This window comes from Pseudomonas sp. XS1P51, assembly GCF_054897845.1.
This window is the reverse complement of the sequence record NZ_CM142707.1, coordinates 1,126,016-1,151,487: the sequence shown is the minus strand read 5'-3', so window position 1 is coordinate 1,151,487 and position 25,472 is coordinate 1,126,016. Positions and strand designations below refer to the sequence as shown.

Annotated in this window: 24 protein-coding genes; 12 read left to right on the top strand and 12 right to left on the bottom strand. The window is 61.4% G+C overall.

Features of this window, described 5'->3' with window-relative positions; genetic code table 11:
- Nucleotides 1-177: 177 nt before the first annotated feature.
- Genes ACYZUD_RS05480 through pedF form a run of 4 tightly spaced genes read right to left on the bottom strand, consistent with a single transcriptional unit; the run spans nt 178 to nt 3,234 of the window.
- Nucleotides 178-1,116, bottom strand: coding sequence for a quinoprotein relay system zinc metallohydrolase 1 (locus ACYZUD_RS05480; RefSeq protein ID WP_462022986.1), 939 nt, complete (start codon nt 1,114-1,116; stop codon nt 178-180).
- A gap of 16 nt (nt 1,117-1,132) precedes the next feature.
- Nucleotides 1,133-1,894, bottom strand: coding sequence for a quinoprotein dehydrogenase-associated SoxYZ-like carrier (locus ACYZUD_RS05475; RefSeq protein ID WP_462022985.1), 762 nt, complete (start codon nt 1,892-1,894; stop codon nt 1,133-1,135).
- Nucleotides 1,894-2,769: a substrate-binding periplasmic protein gene (locus ACYZUD_RS05470; RefSeq protein WP_462022984.1), complete on the bottom strand. Its 876-nt coding sequence runs from the start codon at nt 2,767-2,769 to the stop codon at nt 1,894-1,896. The genes ACYZUD_RS05475 and ACYZUD_RS05470 overlap by 1 nt, the downstream gene beginning before the upstream one ends.
- Nucleotides 2,770-2,772: 3 nt before the next feature.
- Nucleotides 2,773-3,234: a cytochrome c-550 PedF gene (gene pedF / locus ACYZUD_RS05465; RefSeq protein WP_462022983.1), complete on the bottom strand. Its 462-nt coding sequence runs from the start codon at nt 3,232-3,234 to the stop codon at nt 2,773-2,775.
- Nucleotides 3,235-3,488: 254 nt separating this feature from the next.
- On the opposite strand from pedF, the gene exaA reads away from it, so the two are divergent.
- Together exaA and ACYZUD_RS05455 are read left to right on the top strand one after the other, a co-directional pair.
- Complete coding sequence (gene exaA / locus ACYZUD_RS05460; RefSeq protein WP_462022982.1) at nt 3,489-5,381, top strand: quinoprotein ethanol dehydrogenase; 1,893 nt, start codon at nt 3,489-3,491, stop codon at nt 5,379-5,381.
- Between the two features lie 153 nt (nt 5,382-5,534).
- Nucleotides 5,535-6,182 (top strand): pentapeptide repeat-containing protein, encoded by a 648-nt coding sequence (locus tag ACYZUD_RS05455; protein WP_462022981.1) that lies wholly within the window; start codon nt 5,535-5,537, stop codon nt 6,180-6,182.
- A 141-nt stretch (nt 6,183-6,323) separates the two neighbouring features.
- Here ACYZUD_RS05455 and ACYZUD_RS05450 read toward each other — a convergent pair whose 3' ends face one another.
- Genes ACYZUD_RS05450 through ACYZUD_RS05440 form a run of 3 tightly spaced genes read right to left on the bottom strand, consistent with a single transcriptional unit; the run spans nt 6,324 to nt 8,346 of the window.
- A complete protein-coding gene (locus ACYZUD_RS05450; protein ID WP_462022980.1) occupies nt 6,324-6,962 on the bottom strand; it encodes a response regulator in 639 nt (212 codons plus the stop codon).
- Nucleotides 6,959-8,221, bottom strand: a complete 1,263-nt coding sequence (locus ACYZUD_RS05445) for a HAMP domain-containing sensor histidine kinase (protein ID WP_462022979.1) — start codon at nt 8,219-8,221, stop codon at nt 6,959-6,961. Before ACYZUD_RS05445 ends, ACYZUD_RS05450 begins: the two co-directional genes overlap by 4 nt.
- 2 nt (nt 8,222-8,223) lie before the next feature.
- A complete protein-coding gene (locus ACYZUD_RS05440) occupies nt 8,224-8,346 on the bottom strand; it encodes a hypothetical protein (RefSeq protein ID WP_462022978.1) in 123 nt (40 codons plus the stop codon).
- A 158-nt stretch (nt 8,347-8,504) separates the two neighbouring features.
- Between ACYZUD_RS05440 and ACYZUD_RS05435 the strand changes: the two genes are divergently transcribed.
- From ACYZUD_RS05435 to ACYZUD_RS05410, 6 genes are all read left to right on the top strand, one after another.
- Complete coding sequence (locus tag ACYZUD_RS05435; protein WP_462022977.1) at nt 8,505-9,689, top strand: ABC transporter substrate-binding protein; 1,185 nt, start codon at nt 8,505-8,507, stop codon at nt 9,687-9,689.
- Nucleotides 9,690-9,731: 42 nt separating this feature from the next.
- Nucleotides 9,732-10,691, top strand: coding sequence for a YVTN family beta-propeller repeat protein (locus ACYZUD_RS05430; RefSeq protein ID WP_462022976.1), 960 nt, complete (start codon nt 9,732-9,734; stop codon nt 10,689-10,691).
- A complete protein-coding gene (locus ACYZUD_RS05425) occupies nt 10,688-11,419 on the top strand; it encodes an ABC transporter ATP-binding protein (protein WP_462022975.1) in 732 nt (243 codons plus the stop codon). Before ACYZUD_RS05430 ends, ACYZUD_RS05425 begins: the two co-directional genes overlap by 4 nt.
- Complete coding sequence (locus ACYZUD_RS05420; protein ID WP_462022974.1) at nt 11,416-12,207, top strand: ABC transporter permease; 792 nt, start codon at nt 11,416-11,418, stop codon at nt 12,205-12,207. The genes ACYZUD_RS05425 and ACYZUD_RS05420 overlap by 4 nt, the downstream gene beginning before the upstream one ends.
- A 283-nt stretch (nt 12,208-12,490) precedes the next feature.
- Entirely contained in the window at nt 12,491-13,048 is a 558-nt protein-coding gene (locus ACYZUD_RS05415; protein ID WP_462022973.1) for a PQQ-dependent catabolism-associated CXXCW motif protein, read from the top strand.
- A 58-nt stretch (nt 13,049-13,106) separates the two neighbouring features.
- Nucleotides 13,107-13,772 (top strand): response regulator, encoded by a 666-nt coding sequence (locus ACYZUD_RS05410; RefSeq protein WP_462022972.1) that lies wholly within the window; start codon nt 13,107-13,109, stop codon nt 13,770-13,772.
- Between the two features lie 136 nt (nt 13,773-13,908).
- Here ACYZUD_RS05410 and nahK read toward each other — a convergent pair whose 3' ends face one another.
- The 4 genes from nahK to ACYZUD_RS05390 all read right to left on the bottom strand — a co-directional run bounded on the left by nahK (nt 13,909) and on the right by ACYZUD_RS05390 (nt 20,093).
- Nucleotides 13,909-16,503 (bottom strand): hybrid sensor histidine kinase/response regulator NahK/ErcS', encoded by a 2,595-nt coding sequence (gene nahK / locus ACYZUD_RS05405; protein WP_462025187.1) that lies wholly within the window; start codon nt 16,501-16,503, stop codon nt 13,909-13,911.
- Nucleotides 16,472-17,635: a nitric oxide-sensing protein NosP gene (nosP, locus tag ACYZUD_RS05400; RefSeq protein ID WP_462022971.1), complete on the bottom strand. Its 1,164-nt coding sequence runs from the start codon at nt 17,633-17,635 to the stop codon at nt 16,472-16,474. The genes nahK and nosP overlap by 32 nt, the downstream gene beginning before the upstream one ends.
- 257 nt (nt 17,636-17,892) lie before the next feature.
- Complete coding sequence (locus tag ACYZUD_RS05395) at nt 17,893-19,077, bottom strand: porin (protein WP_462022970.1); 1,185 nt, start codon at nt 19,075-19,077, stop codon at nt 17,893-17,895.
- Nucleotides 19,078-19,286: 209 nt separating this feature from the next.
- A complete protein-coding gene (locus ACYZUD_RS05390; RefSeq protein ID WP_462022969.1) occupies nt 19,287-20,093 on the bottom strand; it encodes a sulfite exporter TauE/SafE family protein in 807 nt (268 codons plus the stop codon).
- A gap of 163 nt (nt 20,094-20,256) precedes the next feature.
- On the opposite strand from ACYZUD_RS05390, the gene ACYZUD_RS05385 reads away from it, so the two are divergent.
- Complete coding sequence (locus ACYZUD_RS05385; protein WP_462022968.1) at nt 20,257-21,120, top strand: MBL fold metallo-hydrolase; 864 nt, start codon at nt 20,257-20,259, stop codon at nt 21,118-21,120.
- Between the two features lie 116 nt (nt 21,121-21,236).
- On the opposite strand, the gene bkdR is transcribed toward ACYZUD_RS05385, so the two are convergent.
- Nucleotides 21,237-21,722, bottom strand: coding sequence for a Bkd operon transcriptional regulator BkdR (gene bkdR, locus ACYZUD_RS05380; RefSeq protein ID WP_123408806.1), 486 nt, complete (start codon nt 21,720-21,722; stop codon nt 21,237-21,239).
- Between the two features lie 185 nt (nt 21,723-21,907).
- On the opposite strand from bkdR, the gene ACYZUD_RS05375 reads away from it, so the two are divergent.
- From ACYZUD_RS05375 to ACYZUD_RS05365, 3 genes are read left to right on the top strand one after another with little or no spacing between them, the layout of a single operon-like run.
- A complete protein-coding gene (locus tag ACYZUD_RS05375) occupies nt 21,908-23,143 on the top strand; it encodes a thiamine pyrophosphate-dependent enzyme (RefSeq protein WP_462022966.1) in 1,236 nt (411 codons plus the stop codon).
- A gap of 1 nt (nt 23,144) precedes the next feature.
- Nucleotides 23,145-24,203, top strand: a complete 1,059-nt coding sequence (locus ACYZUD_RS05370; protein WP_462022965.1) for an alpha-ketoacid dehydrogenase subunit beta — start codon at nt 23,145-23,147, stop codon at nt 24,201-24,203.
- A complete protein-coding gene (locus ACYZUD_RS05365; RefSeq protein WP_462022964.1) occupies nt 24,204-25,472 on the top strand; it encodes a dihydrolipoamide acetyltransferase family protein in 1,269 nt (422 codons plus the stop codon).

Genomic DNA, 25,472 nt, shown 5'->3' with positions numbered 1-25,472 from the left:
TGCTGAGATTGCTAGTCCCTTAGTACAGGGTCGGAGGGGATGAGTACGGATTTTGTGCCCGACACCGGCCCCTTGTGGGAGCGAGCCTGCTCACGAAAGCGGTCCATCCGTTACATTGATGCTGGATGTGCCGCCGTCTTCGCGAGCAGGCTCGCTCCCACAGGGGGTTTGTGTTGGTCATTTGCTTGCGGTGGAATCGACTCGGGTCATTTGCGCGCGTTCGTAGCGCGGATACAGATGACTAACGCTACGAATCAGCTCATACCGACTCAGGCTGATCCCGGCAAACCGCTCGGGAATGGGGCTGCGGATCATCTCCACCATGTCGCTGCCGTTGGCGGCGCCGTCGCGCATCAACTGGTCGAGCCAGGTGAGGTAGTCGCGCATTTGCTCGAAGGGTTGTTGATCGCTGGCCACAGGGCCGTGACCGGGCACGATCAACGTCCAGGGCAAGGCTTGAAGCGTGGCGATGTCCGCCAGCCACACCGATAGCCCGAGGCTATTGGGCGTGGTCAGGGCCCGTTGATAAAACACCAGATCCCCGGCAAACAGCACGCCGGTTTTCTGGTCGAGAATAGCCAGATCCGCGCCCGTGTGCCCACCCAGGCTCATCAGGCGCAAATCGTGATTCCCGAAACTTTGCACGTCGGGCGTCAGCGTCTGGGTCGGCAACACCACTTCGGTGCCACGCATCCAGTCACCCACCAGCCGATACATGTTCTCGGCCATGGCGTCGCCCTGCTGCTGAAGCAACTCGGTCGTGCCGGCCAACGCGCCGATCGGCACGTCACTGAAGGCCTGATTACCCAGCACATGGTCCGGGTGATGGTGCGTCAGCAATACCTGGATCACCGGTTTATCGGTGGTCGCGGCGATCACTTTGCGCATCGCTTCGCCGTAGCGCTTCGACGGTCCGGTATCGATCACCACCACGCCGCGCTCGGTGACGATGAACGCCGTGTTGACGATGTTGCCGCCGTTGCCCTTGGTAAAATTGTCGGTGCTGCCTTCCAGCAACCAGGTGTCTTCGGCGATCTGCCGGGGCTTGAGCGAATAGTCGAGGTCTGCCGAAGCGGGAAGGCTCAGGCTCAGACACCACAGCAGCATCCAGCGCATGACGCGCTCCTTGGGGTCAGGGTATGGCCGCATCGAATTGATTGCCGCTGTTATCGCGCAGCAACAGCCGCGTCTGCCCCGCGCCTTCGATGTCGAAGGCCAGGTTGGGGTTTTCACTGACAGCGGGAAACAGCTCAAGGCGGGCCAGCACTTGATCGTTCTGGTCCCGCAGCTCGGCATGGTTGATGAAGAATTCCGGGATGCCGCTGACCATGCCGTTGTCCATCGGGTGCGCCACCTGCATCCGCACGCGGCTGAACTCGCCACGGGGATAACGCCCGCCAAGCACTTCGCCGATGTGCTCCTCCCAACCCGGCTGGGTACGCACCACGCTCGGCGCGGTGCAACCGCCGCCCGCCGCATCGATCAGGGTCGAACCGACATGCCACACCCCATCGCGGGTCAGCACCGCCGCGCGCAAGGGCGTGGCCTGTTCGATACGGATGCGGATCGACAGCCACGGCAGCACCCGGTCCAGCGGTTGGAAATCGACGATTTTCGGTAACGGGTTGAGTTCGGCCCAGGCGAGTATTTTCACCACCTCGCCCTTGAATGCCCGTGCGTCGATTTCCAGCGGCACTTGCCGGGCATCTTCGGCGAACGGCGGCGCGAGCAGTTTGACCCGCTCGTCGAACACGAACGGTGCGTCGCCGAGCATCTGCTTGTGATAGAAGGCCCACATCACCGACGGCACCGGATCTTTGCCCGGTTCGATGTTCGCCGCGTGCGCGGCCATGGGTAACCAGCAGGCCAACAGACAACTCGCTCGCCAGTTCACTATTGGTACATCTCGGGCACGTCATAGCGCAGGCCGTAACGGGCATAAATGGCGTTTACCGAGCCCTCGCGGATCAACGCTTCCAGCGCCTCTTCCACCGCGTAAGCCAGTTGCCGGTTGCTTTCGTGCACCGCCATGCCGATTTCCCAGCGTTGCTTGCCCATGTTCGGGTAGGCGTTTTCCGCCAATACCACTTGCGGGTCGGCGGCTTCATGCACTTGCCAGTCGATCTCGCCACGCATGGCCATCACCGCATCGACTTCACCGGCCTTCATGGCCGCAAACGCCTGGGGCACGCCGGGATAGTGGTGGGTTTTGCCGGCGAGCATGCCGTTGAATACCGACGTCAGGTAGAACGACGGCACGCTGTCGACCTCGACGCCGATCGGGTGGTGCTCGAACACCGCGACGCTGCCGACCTTGTCCAGTCGGCGGTGGTCATAAGCAACCTGCCATTGTTCGTTCTGGTATGGCCCGAACATCACCACATGCCCGTTTTCCAGTTCACCCAGTTCGTTGCGTTTGCGGGCGTAGTCCTGGTCATAGGGCACGCGCATCATCAGGTCGGCCAGCTGCAGATCGTGCAACTGACTGGCCCGCCAGATGTAGTCGCGCAAGTCGTCGTCGAGCTTTTCGCCAGCGGGCGCCCAGATCAGCGTCAGGTGCACGCCAAGGGCCTTGGCCAACGCCTGGGCGAGTTCGACATCAACACCACGGGGCTGGCCGGCGTCTTCAAAACTGTAGGGAGCGAAGTCCTTGTAGACCGCCACTTTCAGCTCACCGGCGGCGATCATTTCGTCATAGGTACGGACCTGCGCCTGCACCACCTGGCAGCACAGCAGCACAGCGCTGATCAACACAGCGAGCAGGCGCATCGGTTACTCCTCGACGTGGACGCTATCCAGATAAGTACGCACCGCCCACAAGGCTTCCTGACTCAGATAGTCGGCCATTTTTGGCATGTAAACCCGGCCGTCCCGCACCGCGCCGTGGCGGACCCGTTCGACGAACCATTCATCACCGGCGTCGCCGACATCCAGCATGCGCAAATCGGGGGCGATGCCGCCGGACTTGGCTTCCAGGCCATGACAGGCCGCGCAGTTCTGGTTGTAGGCCGAGGAGCCGATTTCCACGGCCTTGTCGTGTTCCGGGGAGGCGCGGTAAGGGTTCACCGCCGCCCAACCATCGGCATCAACCTGTACGCCGGCGTCCTTGATCGGGGTCAGTCCCTTGGTTTCCACGGCTTGTGGCACCACGTTGCCGTGGGCCCAGACGGAACCTGCACTGATAAAGCCGGCCAGCAGTCCGGCAACGAGCAAGGCGTTGCGTTTTGTTGTCATTGTTATGCCCTCAAGATTGCACGCAAAACCTCTTGGCAGAGGCTATGGCAACCATCTTGGGACCGGCTTCGCGCAAGCCCCATGCTGCTTTGGTGGCCGCCTTCTAGTCCCTTGGTAGTAGGGCTTGTGGCGCACACCCAAATCAGGTGCCGTACGGGAAGTATTCCCGGCAACAGCGGGACTTTTTCCGTATCCGGCAACACGTTGCGCGCACCAACCTGTGAAGGCCAAAACCTCCACTGGGAACTGCAACCATGACAATAAGATCGCTACCCGCCCTTTCCCCGCTGACACTTGCCGTGCAGGCTTTTCTGCTGGTGGGCAGCTTGTCCTTGAGCGCTGCCAGCCATGCCGCAACAGCCCCCGCTGCCCCCACGCGAAACGTGAGTTGGGAAGACATTGCCAATGATCACCTGACCACCAAGGACGTGCTGCAATACGGCATGGGCACCAACGCCCAACGCTGGAGCCCGCTGGCCCAGGTCAACGACAAGAACGTGTTCAAGCTGACCCCGGCCTGGTCCTACTCGTTCGGCGACGAGAAGCAGCGCGGCCAGGAATCCCAGGCCATCGTCAGCGACGGCGTGGTGTACGTCACCGGTTCGTATTCGCGGGTATTTGCCCTGGACGCCAAGACCGGCAAGCGCCTGTGGACCTACAACCACCGCCTGCCGGACAACATTCGCCCATGCTGCGACGTGGTCAATCGCGGCGCAGCGATCTACGGCGACAAGATCTACTTCGGCACCCTCGACGCGCGGCTGGTCGCGCTGGACAAGAACACCGGCAAAGTGGTCTGGAACAAGAAGTTCGGCGACCACGCCGCCGGCTACACCATGACCGGCGCCCCGGTGCTGATCAAAGACAAGACCAGCGGCAAGGTGCTGCTGATTCACGGCAGCTCCGGCGATGAGTTCGGCGTGGTCGGGCAGCTCTTTGCCCGCGACCCGGACACCGGCGAAGAAGTCTGGATGCGGCCTTTCGTCGAGGGTCACATGGGCCGCTTGAACGGCAAGGACAGCACCACCACCGGTGACGTCAAGGCGCCGTCCTGGCCGAACGATCCGACCACCGAAACCGGTAAGGTCGAGGCCTGGAGCCACGGCGGCGGTGCCCCTTGGCAGAGCGCCAGTTTCGATCCGGAAACCAACACCATCATCGTCGGCGCCGGCAATCCTGGCCCGTGGAATACCTGGGCGCGCACGTCCAAGGACGGCAACCCCCACGACTATGACAGCCTCTACACGTCGGGCCAGGTCGGTGTCGACCCGAGCACTGGCGAGGTGAAATGGTTCTACCAGCACACCCCGAACGATGCCTGGGATTTCTCCGGTAACAACGAGCTGGTGCTGTTCGACTACAAGGACAAGGACGGCAAAACGGTCAAGGCCACCGGCCATGCGGACCGCAACGGTTTCTTCTACGTGGTCGATCGCAACAACGGCAAATTGCAGAACGCCTTCCCCTTCGTCGACAACATCACCTGGGCCAGCCACATCGACCTCAAGACCGGCAAGCCGGTCGAGAATGCCGGCCAGCGTCCGGCCAAACCACTGCCGGGCGAGACCAAGGGCAAATCGGTTGAAGTGTCGCCACCGTTTCTCGGTGGCAAGAACTGGAACCCGATGGCCTACAGCCAGGACACCGGCCTGTTCTACATCCCCAGCAACCAGTGGAAAGAGGAATACTGGACCGAAGAGGTGAACTACAAGAAAGGTTCGGCCTATCTGGGCATGGGTTTCCGCATAAAGCGCATGTACGACGATCACGTCGGCACCTTACGTGCGATGAACCCGACCACCGGCAAAGTGGTTTGGGAGCACAAGGAAGCGCTGCCACTGTGGGCCGGTGTGCTGGCGACCAAGGGCAACCTGGTGTTCACCGGTACTGGCGACGGCTTCTTCAAGGCCTTCGATGCGAAAACCGGCGAGGAGCTGTGGAAGTTCCAGACCGGCAGCGGCATCGTCTCGCCGCCGATCACCTGGGAACAGGATGGCGAGCAGTACGTCGGCGTAACGGTCGGTTATGGCGGCGCGGTGCCGTTGTGGGGTGGCGACATGGCGGAGCTGACCAAACCGGTGGCTCAGGGCGGATCGTTCTGGGTGTTCAAGATCCCGAGCTGGGATACGAAAACCGCTCAGAAGTAACGCCACCTACCTTGCTGAGATCGCATTACGTAGCAGCTGTCGAGTGAAACGAGGCCGCGTTGGCGATGAGCCTGACACAACGCCAACGCAGCCTCGCCGGGGCTCGACAGCTGCTACGTGAAGCCGTATCGAGGCCCATTTAGAGATCTCGTGATGAAATACCTGCCTTTTTTGCTGCTCTTGAGCCTACCCTCCGCCTACGCCGACGACGGCGAAGACACCCAGTTGATCATCAACGGCTGCACCATCGCCGAACACAGCCAATGCCCCGGCGCCAATCTCAAAGGCGCCAACCTGAGCAATCAAGACCTGCGCAGCATGAACCTCAGCGGCGCCGACCTGCGCGACGCCGATCTGCGTCACGCCCGCCTCGACCTCGCCAACCTGGAAAAAGCCCGACTGCAAGGCGCCAACCTGACCCGCGCCAGCCTGCAACAGAGCAACCTGCGCCTGGCCGACTTCACCGGCGCGACGCTGATGGCGATTCAAGGGTGGGGAATGTTCGCCCAGGGTGCGCAATTCGAGGACGCCAACCTCAGCGGCGCCTACCTGCAATTCGCCCGGCTCTCCGGCGCCAAACTGCACAATGCCAATCTGCGGGCCGCCGACCTGGAAATGACTTGGCTGAGCAAGGCCGATCTCAAAGGCGCGAACCTCGGCGATGCCAATCTGCAGGAAGCCAAGTTTGGGGAAAGTAACCTGGAGAGTGCCAACCTCAGCGGTTCGCGCCAGCACTATGCAAATTTTCAGGATGCGAACATGGAGGGGTGCACCGGTTGCCCGACGACGTGGAACAAATGAGCCCCGAATCGACAATGCAACACAGAACTCCTGTGGGAGCGAGCCTGCTCGCGATGACGGTCTGACAGACAATATCAATGTTGAATGTTATGTCCTCATCGCGAGCAGGCTCGCTCCCACAGGGTCTTGCGGTGGATAGCGTCAGCTCGCCTTTCGCACCACTCCCATATCAATCCCCAAATGCACCAGCTCGGTATGGGACGTGACCTGCAATTTGCTCTTGAGCAAAGTCAGGTGATTGGAGACGGTTTTGCTGCTGATGCTCAACTGCTCGGCGATCAACCGTGCCGGAGTACCTTTGGCAAGCATCACGAAAATCTCCAGCTCGCGCTGGGTCATGCTCTGCAAGCGAGGATCGCTGGCGTCCTGTTGCGGGTGGCACGCCAGTTGAGTGGCCAGGGGCTGCTCGATATAAGCGTGGCCCGCGAGAATGCGCCGCACCGCCTCGATCAGCACTTCCGGCGCCGAGCTTTTGGTGAGGTAGCCCGAGGCTCCCGCGTCCAGCGCTTGGCGCACCAGCGGCAGTTCATCGTGCATGCTGAAAAACAGCACCCGCAACTGCGGCAAGCGCTGACGCAAACGCCGGGTGGTTTCCAGCCCGCTGATGCCGGGCAAGCCGAAATCCATGATCACCAGGTTCGGCACGGCTTCCTGAACCCGAATCAGCGCCTCCTCGCCCGTGGCCGCTTCACGCACTTCCATCGCCGGCAGCAGCGCCCGCAACAGGCTGGCGTAGCCCTGACGGACCACCGCATGGTCATCGACCAACAGAATATTCATGACGCCTCCAAAGGCATGTTCAAGGCCAGCGCCCAACCGGCGCCGGGGTGGCTGATGATCCGCAGCTCGCCGCCCAGGCTGCGGGCGCGTTCGAACATCGAATACAAACCGACACCCGGCCGCTGTGGCTGCTCTGCACCGCGACCGTTATCGCGAATCAGCAAGCGCAAATGTCCGCCGTGATGTTGCAGGCGAACCCGCACCTGACTGGCACCGGCATGCCGGGCAATGTTGGTCAGGGCTTCCTGCAACAACCGGTAGAGATGAGTCTTGTCCGGCCCGGATAACAGCGGTAACTGCGCGCTGACCCGTAACTGGCAATCGATCCCCTGCCGGCCTTGCCACTGCTCGACCAGCAAACCAAAGGCTTCGGACAACGGCAGGTGTTGCAGCACCACCGGATAGAGGTCGTGCACCAGCGCCCGAAAGCCCTGTTGCAGGTGTTCGCAGTTGTGCTCCAGCTCGCGCACCGTGTGCTCGACCACCACAGGTTGATCCGCCACCAGCCGCAACAGGCAGGCCTGGGCGCGAATCCCCGCCAGGTATTGGCCGAGATCATCGTGCAGGGTCTGCGCCAGATGGGTGCGTTCCTGCTCCTGCACGGCCAGTAACGTCTGGGTCAGTTGGGTGTTGTCGGCGCGCGCCTGCTCCAACGCCTCGGTCATGCGGTTGAAGTGCGTAGCCAGTTGCCGCGCCTCGGGCAGCCCTTCCGCGCGCAATCGCACCTTGAGCTGGCCGCCGGATACCTGCTGCAAGGCGCGCAGCAGTTCATCGAGCAGGCCCATGCCACGGCGCACGGCCCAGCGGATGGTCAACAGACTCAGCAGCAGTGCCAGGCCACAGAGGCTCAGCAGTTGTTGAACGGAATCCCAGACTTCGTCGATTTCATCCCGTGGATCGACCGCGATCTGTACGCGCCGGCCATCCTGCAAATCCAGCACCCGCGCACTGTGCCGGGCTTCGGCGAACAATAGACGTCCGAGCCAGGCGTCGAGCCCCTCCTGGACCGGCAGCCGCGCCGCCTCGCCCGGCTCCAGCCAGCGCACCCGCACATGACGCAAGCTGCTCGTCAGCCTCGGTTGCAAACTGACAGGATCACGCTCGGCGGTTTCGCTCAAGTACTCGACCACCGCCTCGGCGGATTGCAGCTCGCGCTCCACGTCCTCCACCGCCTGATGCACCAGCAACCCCATGCACGCCAGGGTGACCAGGGCGAAAAAGCCGCAGACCCAGAGGTTGATCCGCCACAGGGCCGACACGCCTAGCGCCCCGGCGTCGCGGGCGTCACCAGCAACGGCGCCGGGCGCGGGCCGTGGAGTTTGTCGACGCCGATGAGGGTCAGGATCAGTAACAACGGCAGGAGCAGCGCTTTGAGAATACGCATGATTGATCTCCTCCAGAGTGATGGCCGTTATTGCCCATGCTAAAACCGCGCCGCCCGGAGCGAGTTACTACCTTGGTACTGCCTCACTGGTACTTTCTGCATATTTCCTTCTGCCTCGCAGGCTTCCTATGCTGGCGCTACCTGTAATGGAGTGCCTTATGCGCCAGCTTGCCCCTTACGCCCTGATCTACCTGCTGGCGATTGCCTGCGCCGCCGGTCTGGCGACCCAGAGTCAAGCGGCCGAGGCGCCGCTGCAGGTGCAGATCGGCTATCTGGGCTACCGCCCCGACCCGGGCCCGCTGCTGTCGAACATCATTCCCGAACCGGTCGACGCCGGGCTGCGTGGCGCCGAACTGGCGATCACCGACAGCAACAGCACCGGGCGCTTTCTCAATCACAGCTACACCCTGGCCAGTGCCAACGTCGACAACCCGGACGCCTTGCTCGAAGCGGCGAAAGCCCAACACGCTCAAGGCCTGCGGTTGTTCGTCGTGAATGCACCCGCCGCCAGCCTGCGCCAACTCAGTGCCGCTCTGCCCGATAGCCTGCTGGTCAACGCCGGCAGCCCCGATGACAGCCTGCGCACCACCGACTGCCTGCCGAACGTGCTGCACAGTCTGCCGAGCCGGGCGATGCTGGCCGATGCGCTGGCGCAATTTCTGGTGGTGCGCAAATGGCAACGGGCGCTGCTGATCGTCGGCCCGACGCCGGACGATCAAGCCTATGCCGCCGCCCTGCGCCGCGCCGCCAAACGCTTCGGACTGAAACTGGTGGCGGAAAAAGCCTGGAGTTTCGACAACGATCAGCGTCGCAGCGCCCAGGCCGACATGCCGCTGTTCACCCAGACCGCCGAGTACGACGTGGTACTGGTGGCGGATGAACGCGGCGACTTCGGCGAATACGTGCCCTACCAGACCTGGTATCCCCGTCCGGTCGCCGGCACTCAGGGCCTGACCCCGGTCGGCTGGCACAAGACCGTGGAAACCTACGGCGCCGCCCAATTGCAAAAACGCTTCGAAGCCCTGGCCGGGCGCTGGATGAATGATCGGGATTTCGCCGCGTGGATCGCCGTGCGCAGCATCGCCAGCGCGGTGAGCAAACTGCGTCAGGTCGATCCCATGGCGATCCGTACGCTTGAAATCAGCGATCAATTGCCGCTGGACGGTTTCAAGGGTCGCAAGCTCAGTTATCGCCCGTGGAACGGCCAGTTGCGCCAGCCGATTCCCATCGTGCAACCCCGCGCACTGGTCAGCACTTCGCCCCAGGACGGTTTTCTGCATCCCTTCAACGAAATGGACAGCCTGGGCTACGACAAGCCCGAGGTCAGCTGCCGCTATCCCTAATCCCTGATCCGCCACAAAAACTACAACAACAAGGAATCCGCCATGCGCCGCACCCTGCTCTCTTGCGCCTTGCTGCTCGCCGCCGGACACGTCGCGGCCAGCACCGCCTGGGTCTCCAACGAAAAGGACAACAGCCTGAGCCTGATCGACCTGCAGACCCTGCAAGTCACCGACACCCTGCCCGTCGGCCAGCGCCCACGCGGCCTGCTGCTGTCCCACGACAACAAGCTGCTGTACATCTGCGCCAGCGATTCGGACCGGGTCCAGGTGATGGACGTGGCCACGCGCAAGATCATCAAGGAACTGCCCTCGGGCAAGGACCCCGAGCAGTTCGCCCTGCACCCCAACAATCGCTGGTTGTACGTCTCCAACGAAGACGATGCGCTGGTGACGGTGATCGACACCGAAACCTCGAAGGTGCTGAGCCAGATCAACGTCGGCGTCGAACCCGAAGGCATGGCCGTCAGCCCCGATGGCAAGTGGGCGGTGAACACCAGCGAAACCACCAACATGCTGCACTGGATCGACACCAGCACCCAGACCCTGGCCGACAGCACCCTGGTGGATCAGCGGCCGCGCTTCGTCGAATTCACACCGGACGGTTCGAAGCTCTGGGCCTCGGCGGAAATCGGCGGCACGGTGACGATTCTCGACGTCGCGAGCCGCCAGATCCTCAAGACCCTGACCTTCCAGATCAAGGGCGTGCACCCGGACAAGGTCCAGCCGGTGGGCATCAAGCTCAGCGCCGACGGCAAGTACGGGTTCGTCGCGCTCGGCCCGGCCAATCATGTGGCGGTGATCGACGCCAAGACCTTCGAAATCCTCGATTACCTGCTGGTGGGTCGGCGTGTCTGGCAGATGGCATTTACCCCGGACCAGAAGCAATTGCTGGCGACCAATGGTGTCAGCGGCGATGTCTCGGTGATCGATGTTGATAGCCTCAAAGTCACCAAATCGGTCAAGGTCGGGCGCTATCCGTGGGGCGTGGTGGTGACACCATGAACGCACTGGAAGTCAGCGAGCTGAGCTTTGCCTATGGGGCGCGGGAGGCGTTGCGGCAGGTGAGTTTCTGCCTGGAGCCGGGGCGTTTCGCGGCGCTGCTGGGGCCGAACGGCGCGGGCAAATCGACCCTGATCGCCCTGCTCACCCGGCTCTACGATTTGCAGCGCGGAGACATCCGCGTCGGTGGCTGTTCGTTGCGCAACGCGGCGCGTCCGGCGCTCAGGCAATTGGGTGTGGTGTTTCAGCAAAGCACCCTGGACCTGGACCTCAGCGTCGAGCAGAACCTGCGTTATCACGCCGCGCTGCACGGGATGTCGCGGCGTCAGACCGGCCTCCGGGTCGACGCCGAACTGGCCCGTCAGACGCTGACCGAACGCCGCCGCGAACGGGTGCGCGAACTCAATGGCGGCCATCGCCGCCGGGTGGAAATCGCCCGGGCGTTGCTGCATGAGCCACGCCTGTTGCTGCTTGACGAAGCCAGCGTCGGCCTCGACCCGGCCAGCCGCCTGGCGCTCAATCAACACATCCGCAATTTGTGCCGCGAGCAGCACATCAGTGTGCTCTGGACCACCCATCTGCTGGATGAAGTGCAGCCCAGCGATGATTTGCTGATTCTCCATCAGGGCCGATTGGTGGCCAGCGGACAGGCCGACGCCCTGAGCCTGGAACACGGTGGCGATCTCGGTTCCGCCTTCGCGCGCCTGACGACCTCTGGAGTTGCCCGATGAATGCTTACTGGCAGTGTTTCAGCGGCATCGTGCTGCGCGAATGGCTGCGTTTTGTGTTGCAGCGCACGCGGTTTCTCAGTGCGCTGGTGCGGCCGTTGCTGTGGCTGCTGGTGTTCGCTGCCGGTTTTCGCGCGGCACTCGGGATCGCGATCATTGAGCCCTACGACACCTACATCCCGTACGAGGTCTACATCATCCCCGGCCTGGCCTGCATGATTCTGCTGTTCAATGGCATGCAAGGTTCGCTGTCGATGGTCTACGACCGGGAAATGGGCAGCATGCGCGTGCTGCTGACCAGCCCCCTGCCCCGGACCTTTCTGCTGTGCAGCAAATTGTTGGCGACGTCGTTGATTTCGCTGTTGCAGGTGTACGCCTTTCTGGCGATTGCCTGGGTGTACGGCGTGCAACCACCGGCCATGGGGCTGTTGATTGCGCTGCCGGCGTTGTTGCTGGTGGCGTTGATGCTCAGCGCGCTGGGGTTGCTGCTGTCGAATGCCATCCGCCAGTTGGAGAACTTTGCCGGGGTGATGAATTTCGTGATCTTCCCGTTGTTTTTCCTGTCGTCGGCGCTGTATCCGTTGTGGAAGATGCGTGAGTCCAGCGAGTGGTTGTACTGGTTGTGTGCATTGAACCCGTTTACCCATGCGGTGGAGCTGGTGCGGTTTGCGTTGTATGAACGCTTCAACCCGTTGGCGCTGGCAGTTTGTGTAGGGCTGACGCTGGTGTTCGCGCTGCTGGCAGTACTCACCTTCAACCCGCAACACGCCGCCTTGCGCAAAGCCAACTAACACACAACGCCCCCTGTGGGAGCGAGCCTGCTCGCGATGGCGTAGTGTCAGCCGACATCAATGCCGGATGTGATGACCTCATCGCGAGCAGGCTCGCTCCCACAGTTGATTCTCATTGTTCGCGGAATATCTGTACGACGCGGATCCAGTGTGGGAGCGGGCTCGCTCGCACAATAAAGCAGGCAAAATTACTACTTTAGTACTGGTTTTCCTGTCTATCGTCGCATTCCCAACGCACCGAGACTGGCATGTAATGGGTTCATAACTATAAGGACCGAACCCCATGCCGCGTGCCCGACGTGTTCTGCTGTGCCCTTCCCTCGCTGTGTTATCGCTGAGCCTGTTACTGGGCGTCGCGCACGCCGAAACACCGCTGTTCTCCGCCGACGGCTATCGCATCGGCCTCTACCGCAGTCCGACCCCGAATCAGCTACAGGGCGCGTCCATCATCGATACGCCGGCCCTGCAAACCCTGCTTACCCAAACGCCGCGCCCGGTGCTGATCGACGTCTACCGCCGCCAATGGCTGCAAGGGCGCTTCATCGAAGACCAGCCCCACGAGAACCTGCCCGGCAGTCATTGGCTGGCCAATACCGGCGATGGAGACCTGACACCCGACTGGCAGGACTATTTTGCGCGTAACCTGAACACATTGACCGCAGGCGATCTCGCGCAACCGCTGGTCTTCTACTGCCGCTCCGATTGCTGGTTGAGCTGGAATGCGGTCAGGCGCGCCGCCGCCATGGGCTATAAGACTCTGTATTGGTATCGCGACGGCCTGGATGCCTGGCAAGCGGCGAACCTGCCGGTGATGCCCGCCCAGCCAGAACCCTTTCCCTGACCCTTTACGCTTGTGTGTTGTTGCCACACCCTAAATCAAAATAATGAGGTGAAAGGCTATGTACAAAATTCTGATTGCCGATGATCACCCGCTGTTTCGCGAAGCCATTCATAACGTCATCAGCGATGGTTTCCCGGGCAGCGAGGTCATGGAAACCGCTGACCTCGACAGCGCCCTGGCGCTGACCCAGGACCACGACGACCTGGACCTGATCCTGCTTGACCTGAACATGCCCGGCATGCACGGCCTCAACGGCCTGATCAACCTGCGCAACGAAGCGCCGACCATTCCGGTGGTGATCGTTTCAGCCGAACAGGACAAGCAGATCGTGCTACAAGCCATCACCTACGGCGCAGTAGGATTCATCACCAAATCCTCGCCGCGGGTGCAAATGACCGAGGCGATCCAGCAGATTCTCAACGGCAACGTCTACCTGCCGCCGGACATCATCCGCACGCAAAAAAGCACCACCCACCGCCGGATGAACGACAACCCGAGCTTCCCGCCGGAACTGCTCCAGGCCCTGACCCGCAAGCAGTTGCTGGTACTGGAACGCATGACCAAGGGCGAGTCGAACAAACAGATCGCCTACACCCTGGAAATCGCCGAAACCACGGTCAAGGCCCATGTCTCGGCGATCCTGCGCAAACTGAATGTGCACAACCGGGTGCAGGCGATTCTGAGTGCCGGGGATATTGATTTCGGATCGTATTTGCGGCGTTGAGATTGGTCTGGAAGACCGCATCGCGAGCAGGCTCGCTCCCACATTGATCTGCATTGATCACAGAATGTGTGAACGACGCAGTTCCACTGTGGGAGCGAGCCTGCTCGCGATGAGGCCAGCACAAACACCCAAAGGCTCAAGGCCTGCCGAGCAAATGACTCATCGCCGTCTTGAGCTTCATCGGCCGCACCGGTTTGTGCATCAACGTATGCCCCAATTCGCGGATCTGCAGTTTGAGCTCGTTGCTGTAGTTGGCGGTGATCATCATCGCCGGGATCGCTGAAGCGCGCCGCGCATTGATTCGGGCCACGGCATCCACGCCGTTCTGATCGTCATCCAGGTGATAGTCGGCGATCAGCAAGTCCGCTTCTTCATGGTAGTTGTCCACCTGCCGCGCCAGGTCCTGCTCCGACAGCGCCGTCACCACCCGGCACCCCCAGCCTTCAAGCAAGGTGCGCATACCGGCGCAAATGGCCGCGTCGTTGTCCAGCACCCATACCCGCGCGCCACGCAGACGCTCCAGCATCGGCTCACTCATGACCAGGCTCGGCAGCGCCTTGGGTGCCGTGGCGCTCAAAGGCACCTCGATGGAGAACATCGAACCCTTGCCCGGCCACGAACGCACGTGAATCCGGTGGCCAAGTATCCCGGCAATTTTCTCGACGATCGCCAACCCCAGCCCCAAACCGCGATCCTGATCCGGACGCTGCACATCACCGCGCTTGAACTCCTGAAAAATCTCTTCCAGGCGGTTTTCGGCAATGCCCATGCCGCTGTCCCAGACTTCAATCGACAGCCGTTGGTGATGACGCCGGCAACCGAGCACCACCCGACCGCTGTAGGTGTAGCGAATGGCGTTGCTCAGCAGATTGCGCAGGATGCGCGCGAGCAATTGAATGTCACTGCGCACCAGCGCCGAACACGGGATGAAATGCAGCTCCAGCCCTTCGCTGCGGGCCACCTGGGTGTACTCGGCCGCGAGGTTTTCCAGCAATTCGCTCAGGGCGAATGGCGCAATATCGGCCTTGATCACCCCGGCATCGAGCTTGGAAATATCCACCAGGGTGCCCAGCAGGTTTTCCACGTCTTCCAGGGAATTGCTGACATTACGCACCAGAATCTCGTTGGCCACCGGTTCCCGGCGCTCCAGCAAGGCACTGGTGAACAGCCGTGCGGCATTCAGCGGTTGCAGCAGATCGTGGCTGACCGCGGCGAGAAACTTGGTCTTCGACAGGTTGGCCTGCTCGGCTTCGAGCTTGGCTTCGCGCAGGCGTGATTCCGCGCGACGGCGCTCATCGATTTCCCGCAACAACTGATCGTTGAGGGTCGTCAGTTCTGCCGTGCGTTCCCGTACCCGCAGTTCAAGATTCTGGTAGGCCTGATGCAATGCCTCGGCGGTGCGGCGGCGCTCGGTGATGTCGCGGATCAACACGAAAATCCCCACCACTTCCCCGGTGGCCAGTCGATTGGGCACGTAGGAGCGCAGCATGTAGCGTTCCTGATTGTTGATGTTGGTTTCGGCAAACTCGAACGTCACGCTCTCACCGGCCAGGGCCCGGGCCACGTAGGCTTCCAGGCGCTGGTAATGCTGCTCGCTGTGAACCTCGCGCAGGCTCTGCCCGAGCATGACGCCGCGCGGCCAGCAGTACCATTCTTCGTAGACCTTGTTGGTGAACTCGTAGACCAGATCGGCATTCAGGTAAGCGATCAACGCCGGCACATGGTCGGTGATCAGGCGAATCCAACGCTCGCTTTCGCTCAGCGCTTCGGCGTGCTGGTAGCGTTCGGTGATGTCGGTGAAGGTATTGACGAAGCCGCCGGTAGGCAACGGATGGGTGCGGATTTCCAGCACCCGGCCATCGTAGAGGCGCTGCTCGCATTCCTGCACGGGCCGCCCGTTGCCATCGCGACTGGCCGGGGTCAGCAGGTTCAACTCGCTGTCGGCGATCACTTCGGCAAATGGCCGATGGGCCGCCACCGGGGCCAGGCCGCTGAGTTCGAGGAAGCGCCGATTCCACAATTCCAGAATGCCCTCGGCGTTGACCATGGCCACGCCTTGGGAAAGGTTGTCGACCGCCCGTTGCAACAAATGGGATTTCTGCGCCACGGCTTGCTCGCGGCGCACGGTTTCACTGAGTTTGACGTCGGTGATGTCGGTGAACAGGATCACCCGCCCGCCTTCCTGGGTCGGCCGTTCACTGACTTGCAGCCAGCGACCGTTCTGCAGGCGAAACAACAGATTTTCGTCGGCCTGCCCGCGGGGTTCCTCGGTGAACAGTCCGGTGGCCATCATCAGCCGCTTGACCTCGGACAGGCGCATGCCGGCGTTGATTCGCACCCGACTGTTGCCCCAGAACGCCTTGAAGCGGCTATTGAACAGCACGATCCGCTGATCGGCATCGAACAACACAAAAGCGTCGGAAATGCTCTCGATGGCGTCGATCAAGTGTTGGTGCGCGGTTTCTGCCCGCAGGCGGGCTTCGCTGAGCAAATGATTGCCCGACTTGAGTTCGGCCATGGCCTGGTTCAAGGCGTCGGTGCGCTCACGCACCTGTTCGGCCAGCACCACCGAATGCTGGAATGCCGCGTACGGGTCGTTGCCGCGAGTGATGCCGGACTCGATCCGTTCGATCAGCGCGCCATTGATGCGCTGCAATTTGTGATTTTCGTGCCGCAGGCTGGCGAGTTGCGCCTGTAGCTCAGCGATGTCCAGGGGACCGGCCTCGGGCAATGGCAACCCCGGTGAAGGTCTGGTTGATGTGCATGCCATTGAACTGTTCTCCGTAGGTGTTGAAACCCATCACCCGCTGGTCGCGCAAAAACGTTCCGATCTGCTCCAGGCTGCCGCCGTCTTCCAGTTCCAGACGCCTGAGAAAACAGTCGCAGCCGATCGTCAGCAACAGATCCCCGAGGCGCTCCTGCAAACCTTCGAACAGGTTTTGCAGGTTCGGCAGCATCGGGCCGGGGGTCATGACCGTGAGGACGATGCCGTTTTCCACCGCACAGTAGAAACTCAGGCTCAGGTCCGGATGAACCTGCTGGATGGCCCGCACGTAATACTGATCGTTGATCCGCACCGCCAGCGGGTGCGCAGCGAAGACCCGGTGATCGAGCTCGGCCACCGGTACGCCGATGTGCCGGGCGTACTCCTCGGCGGCGGGTTCGGCATTAAGCTCGAAGACCCGGCGCGAGGCGCTGTCGGCCCCGGTGACCACCAGTTTTTCCGCTCGCGGCAGGATGTGGTGGGTGGTGAACACCTCGAAATCCAGCCAGGTGTTGACCAGTACCACCACCGCCGCGCCGCTGTGGAATTCGCCGCCGAAATACACGTGGGTGTGGGTCAGGTAGTTGTCGTCGCCCGCCGAACCGCCGAAATGCGGGATGTCGCCCAGCGCCGCGCTCAAGGCGGCGAGGACCATTTCTTCCCGGCTGGACAGGCCATCGAGCAGGGTCAACGCAAAGCTGTTGCCCTTGATCGGCGCCAGGGTGTTGCTGCGACAGCCACTGACCAGGCGCTCGACCATTTGCTGGGCGTCGATCAGGCTGAAGCGCTCCATTTCGCAGATCAGTTCGGCGTCGATGGAAAAATGCCGATGATCGAAACCCACCGCCGTCACACAGTTGCGACCGTAGCCCAACGGCGTGATTTCCCCGGCGCTGGTGCAGCCCACCAGGCGGATGCCGCCGAAGCTTTGTTGCAAGGCCTGGCCCAGCGCCTGCAAGTCGTACTCGGCGGAACAGAAAAACAGCACGAAACCCAAATGCGGGTGCAATAGCTGCCGCGCCAGTTCCTGGGCTACTTGCTGGGCATCGGTCGCCTGGGACATTGCACTGACGACACCTTCACTCTGGACCTGCTGCATCGTCGCCTCCCGCAGGTGCGCATGTATGAGGTTCGAGTGTACGAAGGCTGCGGGCTGCTACGTATGCTACTTGGGTAGCGGGTAGCCGCTTCGATGGGATGAGAGGGGTACGTGGATCTACAAACCATCACACACCCCCTGTGGGAGCGAGCCTGCTCGCGATAGCGATCTAACAATCAACATCTATGTTGACTGACATTCCCTCATCGCGAGCAGGCTCGCTCCCACATTGGATCTGCGCGATGCCGACGCCTTTATTACCAGGTCAGCACGGCCCCCACCGCAAAGGTATCGGTGTCTTCGTTCTGGGCACTGGTGTCATGGCCATTGATTTCGAACTGGTTGTACTCGGCCACCAATTTGAGGTTGTCATTGACGTCATGGAACAGCGCAATGCCGCGAGTCTCATAGTCCGCGCCGCTGCCGACCACGCCGTTGCCGTCGTCCTTGGTCTTGCCGTAGGACAAGGCCAAGCGGTTTTTGCCCAATTTGTAGGAGCCCTGCAACAGGTAACCGTCGCTGTCGACGTTGCGCAGGGTCGGTTCGCCGGCGTTGTTGGTGAAGAACGGGTTGATGCCCTTGGCCTGGAAGCCGGAACCGGTCAGCGACAAACCGCCCATTTTCGCCTGCACACCGTAGCCGACACCTTTGGACGTGATGGATTCGACGGTGGAGTCGGTGTTGTCCGAAGTCTGGTAGCTGCCGTTGACCCAGCTGTAAATCTTCGCCCCGGCGAGGTCGAACTGATAGGTGATCTCGCTCTCGGTGCGCGGGTTCTCCTGATACGCCTTGCCCGTCGGGCTGCTGTCGTTGGTGTCCACCGGGTCCATGATCCCCACCGCCACCCGCAAGCCGTCCATCACCGGCGTGCGGTAGGTGATCTGCGAGGTCGGAAACGGATACGGATAACCACTGCCGATGTTGCCGAACGACACGCCGCCACCATCCACCAGCCCCAGGGTATCGCTGACCTGGCCGTAACCGGTGAGCAGTTCATCCAGCAAAATGTTGGAACGAGCAAACAGGCCGAAGTCCTTGCCGATCAGCACTTCGCCCCACTCAGGATTTGCCACCGTGCCGTAGAACTGCCGCACGTCGATGGCGGTGTCGGTGCCGTTGGTTTCGCTGTCGTTGATGGTCACCCAGAACGAGGACCGGGCGCCGAGCTTGAGGTCATCGACCTGTTTACTCATGTTGAAACCGAGGTAGTTGGGCAGAAAACCCATTTTGACCCGTGCCTGCCGACGGTCGAACTGATCGCCGGCACGGTCCACGTCGCTGTTCACATAGAAGGCGTTGATGTAGCCGTCGGTGGAAAACGTGGTCTGGTCCTTGTCGTACAGCATGATTTCGGCTTCGGCCATTGAGCTCAAACCGAGGGTCGACAGACTAGCGATAAAGGCTGGCAAGTAACGATGCTTGAAATTCTTATTGTTGTGCATGACGCGCTCCGCAGCGGGGGACTGGATGTCGGAGGCGATTATCGAAAGCTGACCGGCGGCGTCATACGCTGCCTTGGAGGCGGTTTTGAAGTGCTTTGGGCTGGCCGGCAGCGCGCGGCAAGTTCGGCGTAAGACCGTCCGTCGACCCGGCTCGGAACTTAGGGTGTACGCCTGTGGAACGGAATGGCGTCCACAGGAACCGGTACCCGCTAGACGCCCGCTCTAAACAGCATGTACGCGGCGACCACGACGCAGATGCTGGCGAAGCCGACCTGCAATCCCCGGGCCGGTACTCGTGCGCAAAGCTTGCGGCCAATGACCATGCCGACGATGCTCGCAGCGATGAACGCCACGCCCAGACTGTCGATTCGGACCCCGGCATGAAACGCGCCGATCACCCCGATGGCAGAAATAAGACTGATCACCATCAGGGACGTGGCGACAATCCCGCGCATCTGCACATCGGTCAGTTGCTTGAAGGCCGGGACAATCAGGAATCCGCCACCTACCCCGAGCAGCCCGGATACCACTCCGGTCACCGCGCCGAGTGCCGCCAGGGTTGCGGTGCATTTGGCCGTCCAGGAAAAGCGCCCGGTCTGCTGATCGAGCATGCAGTTCTTCTGGCCCCAGTTGGCGTGGCCGTGATCGCTGGGCCCTTCGTCCTGCCGCTCACGGCGCAGCATCCGCCAGGCCACCATGACCATCAGCAGGCTGAACAGGATCATCAGGATTTTTTCTGGCAACTGGTGAGCGAAGTAGATGCCCACCGGGGAAAAGATCGCCCCCAGCAAGGCGATCAACAGCGCCGCGCGATAGCGCACCAGACCATGACGCAAGCCGTCAATGGCCCCTATCGCCGCCGCGCTGCCCACCGCAAACAAGGCGACGGGTGCGGCCTGAGTCATTGTCCAGCCCAGTCCCAACACCAGGGCCGGTACCGCAAGAATGCCACCACCGGCGCCGGTCAATCCGAGGACCAGGCCCATGACCACGCCAAAAAAGCTCGCCAGCAACATAAAACACTCATGATCCGCGAAAAAAGGCCGGGGACGCCCGGTATCGATTGAATGACAGGATAGAGCCCGTACAGTTTTTTTCATTAATTGAATTGATGCGGGGCTGGTCAACGCAGGGAAAATGAAACTACCCTCACAGCTTGTCCCAAAAGAAACGGCCACTATGCCCGCCTTGATTGAAGCCTTCCTCGACCCCGCTTCCTCGACCTACAGTTACGTGATCTACGAAACCGATGGCGGTCAATGCGCGATCGTCGACCCGGTGCTCGACTACGACCCGGCCGCCGGGCGCACCGCCACCATCCAGGCCGACAAGATCATCGCCTTCGTTCGTGAACATCAGTTGCAAGTGCAATGGCTGCTGGAAACCCACGCCCATGCCGATCACCTGTCCGCCGCGCCTTATCTGCGTCGGGAACTGGGCGGCAGGATTGCGATTGGTCAGTCGATCAGCAAGGTTCAGGGGGTGTTCAAGTCCCTGTTCAACCTTGAGCCGCAATTTGCCGTCGACGGTTCGCAATTTGATCATCTGTTCGCCCCGGACGAGTCATTCCGGATCGGCAACCTCAAGGCCATGGCATTGCATGTGCCCGGCCATACGCCGGCGGACATGGCCTACCTGATCGACGACCATGCGATTCTGGTGGGCGATACGCTGTTCATGCCGGATGTCGGCACCGCGCGTTGCGACTTCCCCGGCGGCAACGCCAACCAGATGTTTGCTTCGATCCAGAAGCTGCTGGCATTCCCGGCCAGCGTGAGTCTCTACGTCTGCCACGACTACCCGCCCGAAGGCCGTGAACCTCAATGCCAGACCACCGTGGGCGAACAACGCAAAAGCAACATCCACGTCCACGACGGCATCGACGAAACCGCGTTCGTCGCCATGCGCACCCAGCGCGATGCGGGGTTGGGCATGCCGACGCTATTGCTGCCGGCGATTCAGGTGAATGTGCGGGCGGGGAATTTGCCGCCGGCCGAGGATAATGGCACCACCTACCTGAAAATCCCGATCAATAAACTTTAAGATCAAAAGATCGCAGCCTGCGGCAGCGCCTACATTGACCGGGTACGACCGTGATTTTGCGGATGACCCCAAACCCTGTAGGAGCTGGCGAAGCCTGCGATCTTTTGATCTTGTCTTTAGGCAAGCGTCAAACCATTGGCCGGCAACGGCAGCGCCGTCTTGTAGCGCACCTGCTTGAGCGCAAAGCTCGAACGGATATTCGCCACCCCCGGCACCTTGGTCAAAAAATCCATCATGAAGCGTTCCAGCGACTGGATAGTCGGCACCAGTACCCGGATCAGATAGTCCGGGTCGCCGGCCATCAAGTAGCACTCCATCACTTCCGGGCGATCCGAGATCGCCTCTTCGAAATGCGCCAGCGCCTCCTCCACCTGCTTCTCCAGGCTGACGTGAATGAACACGTTGACGTGCAGCCCCAGCAGGTCGGCATCCAGCAGGGTCACTTGCTCGCGAATCAGTCCCAGTTCCTCCATCGCCTTGACCCGATTGAAGCACGGCGTCGGCGACAGGTTTACCGAGCGCGCGAGGTCGGCGTTGGTGATCCGTGCGTTCTCCTGAAGGCTGTTGAGAATGCCGATATCGGTACGGTCCAGTTTGCGCATGAGATAAAACCACCTGTTTTTTATGTTTATGAAGATTTTTTATCTTCAAATGATCGGCAACGCAATAAAACAGAGAGAAATATTCTTCTTCGGCCGGCCTATGATTGTTGTAGGACAAGATTTCTTCCATAGAAGAATGACGGTCAGCTCACTACAAGAAATTCACAAGATCGAGCGTAGAAGCCATGAACCAAGCGTACGAACCGCTGCGCCTGCACGTTCCCGAACCTTCGGGCCGTCCCGGCTGTAAAACCGACTTCTCCTACCTGCGTCTGACCGACGCCGGCACGGTGCGCAAACCCCCAATCGACGTTGAACCCGCCGACACGGCCGACCTGGCCAAGGGCCTGATTCGCGTGCTCGACGATGAGGGCAATGCCCTCGGTCCGTGGGCCGAAGGCGTGCCCGTCGAGATCCTGCGCAAAGGCATGCGTGCCATGCTCAAGACGCGGATCTATGACAACCGCATGGTCGTCGCCCAGCGCCAGAAAAAAATGTCGTTCTACATGCAAAGCCTCGGCGAAGAAGCCATCGGCAGCGGCCAGGCCTTGGCCCTGAACGTCGATGACATGTGCTTCCCGACCTACCGCCAGCAAAGCATCCTGATGGCCCGCGAAGTGCCGCTAGTCGATCTGATCTGCCAACTGCTGTCCAACGAGCGTGATCCGCTCAAGGGCCGCCAGTTGCCGATCATGTACTCGGTCAAGGATTTCGGCTTCTTCACCATTTCCGGCAACCTCGCCACCCAATTCGTACAGGGCGTGGGCTGGGGCATGGCCTCGGCGATCAAGGGCGACACCAAAATCGCTTCGGCCTGGATCGGCGACGGCGCCACCGCTGAATCCGACTTCCACACCGCCCTCACCTTCGCCCACGTTTACCGTGCACCGGTGATCCTCAACGTGGTCAACAACCAGTGGGCCATCTCCACGTTCCAGGCGATTGCCGGTGGTGAAGCCACCACGTTCGCCGGTCGTGGCGTCGGTTGCGGCATTGCCTCCCTGCGGGTCGATGGCAACGATTTCGTCGCGGTCTACGCCGCCTCAGCCTGGGCCGCCGAACGCGCCCGCCGCAACCTCGGCCCGACCATGATCGAATGGGTCACCTACCGCGCCGGCCCGCACTCGACTTCCGATGATCCGTCCAAATACCGTCCTGCCGACGACTGGAGCTACTTCCCGTTGGGCGACCCGATTGCACGCCTGAAGCAGCACCTGGTGAAAATCGGTCAGTGGTCCGAAGAGGAACACGTCGCCGTCAGCGCCGAACTCGAAGCCGAAGTCATCGCCGCGCAGAAAGAAGCCGAACAGTACGGCACCCTTGCCGGCGGCCAGATTCCTAGCGCTGCGACCATGTTCGAAGACGTCTATAAAGAGATGCCGGAGCACTTGAAGCGCCAGCGTCAAGAGTTGGGGATCTGACATGAACGATCACAACACCCATATCGAGCTGGAAACCGCCATGACCACCACCACCATGACCATGATCCAGGCCCTGCGCTCGGCCATGGATGTGATGCTTGAGCGTGACGACAACGTCGTGGTGTTCGGCCAGGACGTGGGCTACTTCGGCGGCGTGTTCCGTTGCACCGAAGGCTTGCAGAACAAGTACGGCACCTCCCGCGTATTCGATGCGCCAATCTCCGAAAGCGGCATCGTCGGTGTCGCCGTAGGCATGGGCGCCTACGGTTTGCGCCCGGTGGCCGAGATCCAGTTCGCCGATTACGTTTACCCGGCGTCGGACCAGATCATTTCCGAAGCCGCCCGCCTGCGTTATCGCTCGGCCGGCGAGTTCACCGCACCGATGACCCTGCGCATGCCTTGCGGCGGCGGCATCTACGGCGGCCAGACCCACAGCCAGAGCATTGAAGCAATGTTCACCCAGGTTTGCGGTCTGCGCACGGTCATGCCGTCCAACCCTTACGACGCCAAAGGCCTGCTGATCGCCTCCATCGAAAACGATGACCCGGTGATCTTCCTTGAGCCAAAACGCCTGTACAACGGCCCGTTCGACGGTCACCACGAACGCCCGGTGACTCCGTGGTCGAAACACCCGGCCGCGCAGGTGCCGGACGGTTACTACACCGTGCCGCTGGACGTTGCCGCGATCACCCGTCCGGGCAAGGACGTGACCATCCTGACTTACGGCACCACCGTTTATGTGTCGCAAGTCGCCGCAGAAGAAAGCGGCGTCGACGCTGAAGTCATCGACCTGCGCAGCCTGTGGCCGCTGGACCTGGACACCATCGTCAAGTCGGTGAAGAAAACCGGCCGCTGCGTGATCGTTCACGAAGCGACCCGCACCTGCGGCTTCGGCGCCGAACTGGTCGCCCTGGTGCAAGAGCACTGCTTCCACTACCTGGAAGCGCCTATCGAGCGTGTGACCGGTTGGGACACTCCCTACCCGCACGCACAAGAGTGGGCGTATTTCCCTGGTCCGTCCCGAGTGGGCGCGGCTTTGAAACGGGTTATGGAGGTCTGAATGGGCACGCACGTTATTAAAATGCCGGACATTGGTGAAGGCATTGCAGAAGTTGAATTGTCGGTGTGGCACGTCAAGGTCGGCGACATGGTCGTCGAAGATCAGGTGCTGGCCGATGTGATGACCGACAAGGCGATGGTCGACATCCCTTCCCCGGTCAATGGCAAGGTGATTGCGTTGGGCGGTGTGCCCGGCGAAGTCATGGCGGTTGGCAGCGTGCTGATCAGCATTGAAGTCGAAGGTGCCGGCAACGTTAAAGAGTCGGCGCAACCGGCTGTTATTAAAGAAGCGCCGGTTGCGGCACCGAAAGTGGCAGCCGTTGTTGAAAGCAAACCGGTTGCGGCGCCTCGTCCGGCCGCAGCCTGCCAGGGCCCGATGGTTGCTCGCCAGGCCGATGAACGCCCGCTGGCCTCCCCGGCCGTGCGCAAACATGCGCTGGACCTCGGCATCCAGTTGCGCCTGGTGCGTGGCACCGGCCCCGCCGGTCGTGTTCTGCACGAAGACCTCGACGCCTATCTGGCCCAGGGTCAGCAGCCGCAATCCACCGTGGCTGCTGCTTACGCCCAGCGTAACGACGAAGAGCAAATCCCGGTGATCGGCATGCGCCGCAAGATCGCCCAGCGCATGCAGGACGCCACTCAGCGCGCGGCTCACTTCAGTTATGTCGAAGAAATCGACGTGACGGCCGTGGAAGAACTGCGCGCTCACCTGAACGAAAAACATGGCGCCACTCGCGGCAAGCTGACCTTGCTGCCGTTTTTGGTCCGAGCCTTGGTCGTGGCACTGCGGGACTTCCCGCAGATCAACGCCCGTTACGACGACGAAGCGCAGGTCATCACCCGCCTCGGTGCGGTGCATGTGGGCATCGCCACCCAAGCCGACATCGGTTTGATGGTGCCGGTGGTACGTCACGCCGAAACCCGCAGCCTGTGGGACAGCGCCGCAGAAATTTCTCGTCTGGCCACGGCTGCCCGCAACGGCAAGGCCAGCCGCGACGAGCTGTCTGGCTCGACCATTACCCTGACCAGCCTCGGTGCGTTGGGCGGCATCGTCAGCACGCCGGTGCTGAACCTGCCGGAAGTGGCGATCGTCGGCGTGAACAAAATCGTCGAACGCCCGATGGTCGTCAAAGGCCAGATCGTGATTCGCAAGATGATGAACCTCTCCAGCTCCTTCGATCACCGTGTGGTCGATGGCATGGACGCGGCGCAATTCATCCAGGCCATTCGTGGCTTGCTCGAACAACCCGCTACCCTGTTTGTGGAGTAA